Annotated in this window: 7 protein-coding genes and 1 pseudogene; 6 read left to right on the top strand and 2 right to left on the bottom strand. The window is 37.4% G+C overall.

Going from position 1 to position 4,737, the window contains the following annotated elements:
• The first annotated feature begins 83 nt into the window (after positions 1-83).
• From OCV96_RS18175 to OCV96_RS18160, 4 genes are read left to right on the top strand one after another with little or no spacing between them, the layout of a single operon-like run.
• Positions 84-983, top strand: coding sequence for a hypothetical protein (locus OCV96_RS18175; protein ID WP_021739841.1), 900 nt, complete (start codon positions 84-86; stop codon positions 981-983).
• Between the two features lie 27 nt (positions 984-1,010).
• Positions 1,011-1,958 carry a hypothetical protein gene (locus OCV96_RS18170; RefSeq protein ID WP_055175149.1) on the top strand — a complete coding sequence of 316 codons (948 nt, stop codon included), beginning with the start codon at positions 1,011-1,013 and terminating at the stop codon, positions 1,956-1,958.
• A 40-nt stretch (positions 1,959-1,998) separates the two neighbouring features.
• The gene (locus OCV96_RS18165; RefSeq protein ID WP_262595100.1) at positions 1,999-2,679 is read left to right on the top strand and encodes a DUF6033 family protein; all 681 of its coding nucleotides are present in this window, start codon (positions 1,999-2,001) and stop codon (positions 2,677-2,679) included.
• 31 nt (positions 2,680-2,710) lie between these two features.
• Entirely contained in the window at positions 2,711-2,974 is a 264-nt protein-coding gene (locus tag OCV96_RS18160) for an HTH domain-containing protein (protein ID WP_262595099.1), read from the top strand.
• 121 nt (positions 2,975-3,095) lie between these two features.
• Here the strand turns inward: OCV96_RS18160 and OCV96_RS18155 are convergent, their stop codons facing one another.
• Entirely contained in the window at positions 3,096-3,335 is a 240-nt protein-coding gene (locus OCV96_RS18155) for a DUF6061 family protein (protein ID WP_055232114.1), read from the bottom strand.
• A 412-nt stretch (positions 3,336-3,747) separates the two neighbouring features.
• Here OCV96_RS18155 and OCV96_RS18150 point away from each other — a divergent pair.
• Both OCV96_RS18150 and OCV96_RS18145 read left to right on the top strand, forming a co-directional pair.
• Positions 3,748-4,054: pseudogene (locus OCV96_RS18150) on the top strand (DUF3847 domain-containing protein).
• A 98-nt stretch (positions 4,055-4,152) separates the two neighbouring features.
• A complete protein-coding gene (locus OCV96_RS18145; protein ID WP_262595098.1) occupies positions 4,153-4,407 on the top strand; it encodes a CD1845 family protein in 255 nt (84 codons plus the stop codon).
• 131 nt (positions 4,408-4,538) lie between these two features.
• On the opposite strand, the gene OCV96_RS18140 is transcribed toward OCV96_RS18145, so the two are convergent.
• A partial coding sequence (locus tag OCV96_RS18140; RefSeq protein ID WP_345780267.1) for a Fic family protein occupies positions 4,539-4,737 on the bottom strand: 199 nt, incomplete at its 5' end.

Raw genomic sequence — 4,737 nt, 5'->3', positions numbered from 1 at the left:
TGTGTGCGTAATATGGTCGTTTGATGATATGGGACTAGGAGAACAGGTTATTTTATCCGATAAAGAAAGCAAAGGAGGTTGCTATGAAAGTTCAAGGAAATAGGTATATTAATAATCCAGAGATGATAAAAAATAAGGTTGAGAAGAAAACAACTGTTCCTCAGAATATTATTTCGGAGGATGATGTGAAAATCAGTGATTCAGCAAGAAAGTTAGTTGAGACTGCTCGTAATAAGGTATCGGATTTTCATACAATGCATTTTTCATCTATTATGGGAGAGATAAGAGAGATACCAGCAGAATATAAATGTGAAAATTTATTCAAATTAGATTTGAAAGCAGCTTCCATTTCTGGAGAACAAAGTGCGTTTGAAGGCTGTTCGGAAAATCAGTCAGAGGTTTTTGAAAAATGGCTGGACGAAAATGCTTCTGAATATTTGACAGAAGATGAAATGAAAGATTTAAAAGAGAAGATTAATGCAATGACAGCAGATGTAGATTCTTTGAATGCTCAGGAGGGATATAGAGGAACTTCTTATGAATCTGTATTTTTGTTAAGTGCAAGTGAAGTGGGGCTAAGGAAAGTAAATGAAATGTATGTTCCAGAGCAATTTCAAGCTGGTTTTTCAGACATGATTGACGAATATGTTCATTTTAATGATTCAGCACGTAATTCCATCATGGAGAGAATGACACCAGATTACATGGTTGTTGGAATTGGAAGCAAAACAGAATCTTATAAGTACAAGTCAGAAATAATCTCAGATGAGACAGCTTTTTATACAAATGAGAAGAAAGAGATAAGTGGTATCTGCAATCAGTTTTTAAATGGTAAAACAGATCAAAAATTATTTTGTAATGAGATGAAAGACCGTTTAAATGATTACTATGGAAGCAGGTATGAATTAAGGAATCAGCCAGAAGCTGTTGAAGGCAGAGTAAATAATATGCTGGACAAATTGCAGCATATGTTTGGCGTTTAATGTTGAAAAAGGGTTTGGAGAATAATTATGAAGACAGTAACAGATGTAAACACAGTAAACCAGCTGTTGACATATTCAAAGCAGGCAGAGGCAGGAATACACCAAAAAGCAATACAGATGTTGCTTGGAGCAGGAAATAATAAAAAACAGGACAGTTTAAGTATTTCTGATGCTGCACGAGGCTTTTCAAAGCAATCCATAGCTGCACTGATAGATAAAAATGCGAATATTTCTAACAGTGAATTAGCTTATTATTTTGCAAACTATAATAATTCAAGTGCTATTTTGGATGCAATCAATTTTGGGGAGAATGTTTCCTGTGGATATAATTCTGATTTTAAGGAGTACGGGGTTATTTCCTTTGACCTTAATGGGAGCAGACAGGTAGTACCTAATTATGCAGTACCGAAAATGAATACAAGCACCATGTCAGGCATTTGTGCTGCGAATAATTCTCTGGTACTAAGTAATAAAAGTTATTATGCATGGACAACATCAAGTGGCGGTAAATATACATGGACGGTCAATAATGGAAGAATAGGCTGGGCAGCCTCGGAATCGTTGCTTGCAGAGAATACAAATCAAAAAGGAACAAATTATAAGTGGGAAATGTGTAAGGCAGGCAATATCCTGTCTGATCTGGCACAGGGAAAGAGTGTGTGGGGGTATCTCTACAGCAATGAGGAGGTATTGTCCGTCTGTGAGAAAGTCGGGATTTCTCCGGGATTCTTTTCTATAGATGCGGGAGCAGGAAAACACACTTATTTATTGCAGGAATCAGGAAAGACCATAAATGTTGACGCAAAGATAAAACAGTTAAATGATATAAACTGGATAGAAATCGGATATAAAGAAGGAGATACGTTTTTCGTTTATGGTAAAGAGTATGCTATTGACAGCAGTGGGCATATCAATGTTTCGGCAGAAGATGAATTTACATCAACGGAAATTAAATATCCAAGTCGTTCAATATAATAGAAATTATTTTAAGTTTCAATAACAGGGAGGTAGGATTATGGCAATTACAGGTATCAATAACAGCAGTTACACATCGTATTATGCATCAGGTTACAAGAACACGGTTAAAAAGGCAGCTTGTGATATTCAAAAAACAAAGGAAAATTTACAGGTGAGCAAAACAGAAGAGAGTCAGGAAGATTATGTAAAAAAATTGCAGGAAAAAAATCCTCAAATAGATATTGTGGTAGGAAGTTCGGATAAAAATGTAAAAACAGCTAATCGTACAGGAAAAACAGATGTGAGGATTGCTCCTGAGATTTTAAATAGGATGATGAGTAATCCAGAGGTTGCCACAAAATATGAAAATATGTTGTCAAAAATTCCAGCATTAGATAGATGGGCTGACTCAATGATTAAATCAATGACTGGTAGTGAAGTTAAGTATCGTCAGGTATGGATAGATAAGGATGGTAATATGGGCTCCATGGTTATTACAGGACCAAGCGAAGAACAAAAAAAGGCTGATGAAGATAGAAAAATCGAGAAAAGGAAAGAAAATGAACAAAAACTTGCAGAACGGAGAGCTGAAAGAAAAGAGAAGATGAAGAAAATTCAGGAAGATAGATGTACAATATTTGCAATTGGTACGGATATGAAAAGCATTACAGAGAATGTTGTAGCACAGGCAGTAGGTACAGCTCCATCTATCGGAGGAAGTTGTGATGTTAAGGCATAAAAGGATTCGGTAAAAGGGAAATATCAAATTGGTGCATTGGTTGGAACTGCTTGTTTCCTATTATGGCATATCCAAGCTAACGATAGCAAAAATGGCTGGTGTTGAGGAAAATGATATTGACAGGCTTTTAGTCAATCCACCAGAAAAAGTTGAAATCGAAGTAAAGTATAAAATTGATGTGACGGTTATGGAGGGAGTATCCCAAACAATATTAAAAAAGGTAATCTTAGTGCTGTTGAAAATAAGCCGGATGATCAAGAGTAAATGTACGTTCAGATTTTCTGGGGGTTCTTGACATACCGGCTTATTTTTGCTATTAAATAAACAACGGCTTAACAACAGAAAACTGCTATTAAGCCGCATCAATTATCATAGAAGATCTGAATTTACAGAAAAAATTTCACACCGTCGAAAAATCACCATAGTTCTAATGAATCTTCTGCATCTACCCACATCTGCATATTCCCGTCCAAATATAATCGTACATATTCAAGTGGTTCATCAATAGCAAGTGCGTTTAATGCACAGTCTGATCCGGGTGTAGTTTTTAAATTCTTTTCAGCTTCCCAGCAATCAATGCGGAGCATATAGCCAGCAGAGGTGTAAACATCAATACTATTGCGCTGTGGATTGTATTCTGCAAATATTGTTCTCATCGTATCTTATCTCTCCTTATCATTCAATCAATTATCAGTTACAAAAATCAGAAGCATTTCAATCAGTTCACCATGTCACTTTTATTTTGTGTTATACTGTTTTATAGATTTTTCTTGCCCTTGTATTTGCCCTTATCAGAGTTCGTAAACACTGATGGGACGATATAACACAAGGGAAACAATAAGGAAAAGCTCACCTGCGATAAATCCAGTGTTTTCAAGGGCTTGTGGAGAATTTAATAACAAAATATAACAGTTATTAAATCTCTTAAAACAGGTGAAATCTCAATTCAAGTTTGTCAAACAGAACATAACAACTGAATACCGAAAAACTGACCGTTGACTGGTCGCACTATGCGAAAAGTTGACGGTCTTTTTTTATCCGCAAAATCAAAAAAGGAGGTCAATTACAATGACAAAACCGAAAACCCTTGAACAGCTTCGAGCCGAAAAGGAACGAGCCGAGACGCAGCTTGCACAGGAACAGCACCAAGCGCACCCACCGCCTTTGCAATCTGGGCGGCACGGTTGAGAGCCTTGCCCCGGAGGTCAAAGATCTCACACGCACCGAAATGACAGAGCTGATGGAACACATCTTTTCCCTGTCCGAAGTCCAGCGAGCCGTCCGTCACATGGCGATTACCCATATCGGTCAAGAGAACAGAGAAAAGGAGTTGAAAGCCGATGGCACTATTTCATCTGAGCGTCACGCAGACTAACTGACCCAGGGAAGGCGTGAACTGACAGAAGATGATGAAAAACAGATTAGTGTTCTGTGTAAGAAATATGTGGATCGTTTGAAGGAGGAGCTGATGAAATGCTGATTGCGCAAAAAATTTTGAAACTACTATTGATGATTGCTGTTGCGCCAATTGTTGTTGCATTGACACTTTTTGTCTGGATATGTCTTGGCCTTGTTTATGTATCCGGTCTGGTTCTGGGGATTATCAGCATGATTCTTGCTTTATTAGGTGTTGCAGTGTTGATTACATATTCTCCGCAGAACGGGTTTATTTTGTTGATGATGGCATTTTTGATTAGTCCGATGGGGCTGCCGCTGGCTGCAATCTAGCTGTTGGGTAAGGTACAGGATTTAAAATATGCAATTCAGGATTGGATGTATGGGTAAATGATGTGAATATAATTTGGAATAAAAAAGAAGCAGGACAATGGGAGATGAGACCCAATGCCCTGCTTCTCTGTTTATTCGGAACGAACTGTAATATATTTTTGATTGCGACTTTTAGGTTTATCGGGAATAGTCATTTCTAATTGCCCGGATTCTAAAAGCGGATTGATATGCTTCAAAGTGAAGTTTCTTAAATCTTTGAAGCCGCAAAATACTGCAAGCTCTTTCTTGGATTTTGGTGTTGTGCAAAAAGCCAAAATCTGTTTGGACACC

The sequence above is a fragment of the Waltera acetigignens genome (assembly GCF_025567015.1).
GTDB classification, from domain to species: domain Bacteria; phylum Bacillota; class Clostridia; order Lachnospirales; family Lachnospiraceae; genus Acetatifactor; species Acetatifactor acetigignens.
The sequence above is the reverse complement of the archived record's forward strand: the minus strand, read 5'-3'. Positions and strand labels throughout refer to the sequence as shown.

Coding starts and splice junctions, on each gene's coding strand:
- OCV96_RS18175 (WP_021739841.1), top strand. CDS start 84: ATGAAAGTTCAAGGAAATAGGTATATTAATAATCCAGAGATGATAAAA.
- OCV96_RS18170 (WP_055175149.1), top strand. CDS start 1,011: ATGAAGACAGTAACAGATGTAAACACAGTAAACCAGCTGTTGACATAT.
- OCV96_RS18165 (WP_262595100.1), top strand. CDS start 1,999: ATGGCAATTACAGGTATCAATAACAGCAGTTACACATCGTATTATGCA.
- OCV96_RS18155 (WP_055232114.1), bottom strand. CDS start 3,335: ATGAGAACAATATTTGCAGAATACAATCCACAGCGCAATAGTATTGAT.
- OCV96_RS18145 (WP_262595098.1), top strand. CDS start 4,153: ATGCTGATTGCGCAAAAAATTTTGAAACTACTATTGATGATTGCTGTT.